Consider the following 2743-nt stretch of genomic DNA (forward strand, 5'->3'; position numbering starts at 1 on the left):
TATACCATAAAACTGGAATTCACCTTTTTAGTATTGTAGGTGTAAAAGAACAAGACCGCACAAGGTCGCAACCTTGTAAAAAAGCGTAGAGGGAAATTTTAAGGAGGTATGATAAACATGACTTTAGAACAATTAAAAGAATTAGGCTTAGATGAAGAAATTGCAAAGAAGATATTAGAAGCATATAAAGAAGCTATAAAAGATAAATATGTACCTATAGAAAGGTTCAACGAAGTAAACGAGGAAAAGAAAGAATTAAAAAATCAACTAGAAGATAGAGACAAGCAACTTCAAGAGTTAAAGGTTAAAGCTGCAGGAAATGAGGAACTAACAGCTAAAATAACTGAACTAGAAGAACTAAATAAGCAAACTAAGGAAGAGTATGAGAATAAAATAGCAGCACTAAAGAAAGAAACAGCTATAGAACTAAAGCTTAAAGATGAAAAGGCTAGAAATATAAAAGCAGTAAAAGCTTTGTTAGATTTAGATAAGGTTTCACTAGATGGAGATAACTTAATAGGATTAGATGAACAACTAAAGGGTCTGAAAGAATCAGACCCTTATTTATTTGGCGAGGATAAGCTTTCGGGTAGAGAACCAAAACCACCAACAGACCCAGTACCAAACGAATACAAGAAAAACCCATTTTCAAAAGAACATTTCAATCTAACAGAGCAAGGAAGAATATTTAGAGAGAATCCAGAACTTGCAGCTAAACTTAAAGCAGCTGCAGAGGGAAAATAATTAAAGAAAAGGAGAGATGATTTATTATGACTATTACAAGAATAGCTGATGTGATACAACCAGAAGTGTTTACACCGTATACAATTCAAAGGACAATGGAGCTATCAGCTCTAATCCAAAGCGGGATAGCTGAAAACAATAGCGAATTTGATAGTTTAGCAAGTGGACCTAATACCTTAATTAATATGCCATTTTGGCATGACCTTACTGGTGAACCAGAAGTAATGCATGATGAAGGGGAAACAACTCCAGGTAAAATCAAGGCAGGCCAAGACATGGCTAGAAAACTTGGTTTCGTAAAATCTTATGGAGCTAATGCATTATCTGCTATGCTTTCAGGAGATGACCCAATGAAAGCAATAGCAAACCTATTTGCTGACTACTGGAATAGACAATATCAACAAATACTTTTATCTATACTAGACGGAGTATTTGCTGCACCTAACATGGCAGAAAAAGTGCATGACATCACAGCTGCAGAAGGAGAGAAGGCTTATATAAATGGTAGAACATTCATAGATGCAACACAAAAAATGGGAGATGCTAAAGATTTACTAACTGGAGTAATGATGCACTCGGCAGTAGAAGCTCATTTAGCAAAGAATGACCTAATAGAGTATATAGAAGATTCTCAAGGCAAGATAAGAATTCCATATTTCATGGGTAAAAGAGTTATAGTTGACGATGCTATGCCATTTGATACTACAACAGGAGCAGGGGTAGCTTATTTATTCGGGCAAGGAGCTATTGCGTGGGGTAATGGTAGCCATAAAGACATACAAGAAACAGAAGTAGTTAGAAAAGGCTTGTCTTTAGCTGGTGAAGATATACTTGTAAACAGAAAGATAAGCATACTACACCCAAGAGGAGTAGCATGGGTAGAGCCTGCAGGTGGAACTGAAAAGACATTCCCAAGCCTTGTAGAACTAGAAGATGGCAACAACTGGAACAGAGTATTTGAACCTAAAGCAGTGAGAATTGTTAAGTTCATGTTTAAGATAGACGAGTAGGAGATAACTTCTCCTACTTTTCTATTACTAGGAGGGATAGTATGAGTACAGCGTATGAGAGAAGGGTTAGAAGGCTAAGAGAGCATGTATTGAGCCATACAAAACCTAAAGAGGAAGTAATAAATAAGCCAAAGTTATCTATAGACGATATGACTAAAGAGGAAATTATAAATAAGTTAGAGGGAAAAGGCATAGAATATAATCCTAGGGATAAGAAAGAGGTTTTATTTAACCTATTAGTAGGTGATTAATATGTTAGAAAAACTTAAACTATTGTTAGGTATTAAAGATGATAGCAAAGATGCTATATTAGAATTCACTATAGAAAGAGTAGAAGATACTATTAAAAATTATTGCAATATAGAAGAAATTCCCGAAGAACTAAATACTACAGTTTTAAGCATGGCAATGGAATTATGTAGACTTGAAAACTTTGGCAATGTAGAAGGGAAGAAGGATATAAAATCCATTCAAGTAGGAGATACAACTACTACATTTGAAACAAATAAGAGCATAGACATATCTAATGAATTATTAAAGGATTATAAGGCTCAATTAGCTCCTTACAGAAAGATTAGGTGGTAACATGAGCGATTATATAACTTTAGCAAGAAAAGCTATAGAAAGCCAATATAAAGGCTTGTGTACGATTTATGAATATGTAGAAATAGAGGAACCAGATACAGGGGAAACGATAGTCAGTCCAGAACCAGTACCAGTCCATGAGAATGTGCCTTGTAAACTATCAAAGAAAACTATAGCAGCAGCAGATGGCGGAGAGGTAGCAAATACAATAAAGTATGAACCGGTATTATTTATTAGTCCAGATATAGAGGTAAAATCAGGTTCAAAGATAGTAGTTACTCAACATGGAGTAACTAGAGAATATGTAAAAAGTGGAGAGCCTTTCGTATACGAAACACATCAGGAGATTATGTTACAAAGGGCTGATACAACATGAGCCTTATCGGAAAATGGGACATTAGAGA

Annotated in this window: 5 protein-coding genes; all 5 read left to right on the plus strand. The window is 35.1% G+C overall.

The window, feature by feature from the left end:
• The first annotated feature begins 117 nt into the window (after positions 1-117).
• Genes BLV68_RS15125 through BLV68_RS15145 form a run of 5 tightly spaced genes read left to right on the plus strand, consistent with a single transcriptional unit; the run spans position 118 to position 2715 of the window.
• The gene (locus tag BLV68_RS15125) at positions 118-744 is read left to right on the plus strand and encodes a phage scaffolding protein (protein ID WP_093755262.1); all 627 of its coding nucleotides are present in this window, start codon (positions 118-120) and stop codon (positions 742-744) included.
• 26 nt (positions 745-770) lie between these two features.
• Positions 771-1754, plus strand: a complete 984-nt coding sequence (locus tag BLV68_RS15130; RefSeq protein WP_093755264.1) for a major capsid protein — start codon at positions 771-773, stop codon at positions 1752-1754.
• 41 nt (positions 1755-1795) lie between these two features.
• Positions 1796-2005 carry a hypothetical protein gene (locus BLV68_RS15135; protein WP_093755266.1) on the plus strand — a complete coding sequence of 70 codons (210 nt, stop codon included), beginning with the start codon at positions 1796-1798 and terminating at the stop codon, positions 2003-2005.
• Between the two features lies 1 nt (position 2006).
• Positions 2007-2339 carry a phage head-tail connector protein gene (locus BLV68_RS15140; RefSeq protein WP_200773825.1) on the plus strand — a complete coding sequence of 111 codons (333 nt, stop codon included), beginning with the start codon at positions 2007-2009 and terminating at the stop codon, positions 2337-2339.
• 1 nt (position 2340) lies between these two features.
• Positions 2341-2715 carry a hypothetical protein gene (locus BLV68_RS15145; protein ID WP_093755268.1) on the plus strand — a complete coding sequence of 125 codons (375 nt, stop codon included), beginning with the start codon at positions 2341-2343 and terminating at the stop codon, positions 2713-2715.
• The last annotated feature ends 28 nt before the right edge of the window (positions 2716-2743 follow it).

It is taken from the genome of Tepidimicrobium xylanilyticum, assembly GCF_900106765.1.
Taxonomy (GTDB): Bacteria; Bacillota; Clostridia; order Tissierellales; family Tepidimicrobiaceae; genus Tepidimicrobium; species Tepidimicrobium xylanilyticum.

Bases quoted from the DNA above. Each gene is read 5' to 3' on its own strand.
- BLV68_RS15125 (WP_093755262.1), top strand. From the start codon at position 118: ATGACTTTAGAACAATTAAAAGAATTAGGCTTAGATGAAGAAATTGCA.
- BLV68_RS15130 (WP_093755264.1), top strand. From the start codon at position 771: ATGACTATTACAAGAATAGCTGATGTGATACAACCAGAAGTGTTTACA.
- BLV68_RS15135 (WP_093755266.1), top strand. From the start codon at position 1,796: ATGAGTACAGCGTATGAGAGAAGGGTTAGAAGGCTAAGAGAGCATGTA.
- BLV68_RS15140 (WP_200773825.1), top strand. From the start codon at position 2,007: ATGTTAGAAAAACTTAAACTATTGTTAGGTATTAAAGATGATAGCAAA.
- BLV68_RS15145 (WP_093755268.1), top strand. From the start codon at position 2,341: ATGAGCGATTATATAACTTTAGCAAGAAAAGCTATAGAAAGCCAATAT.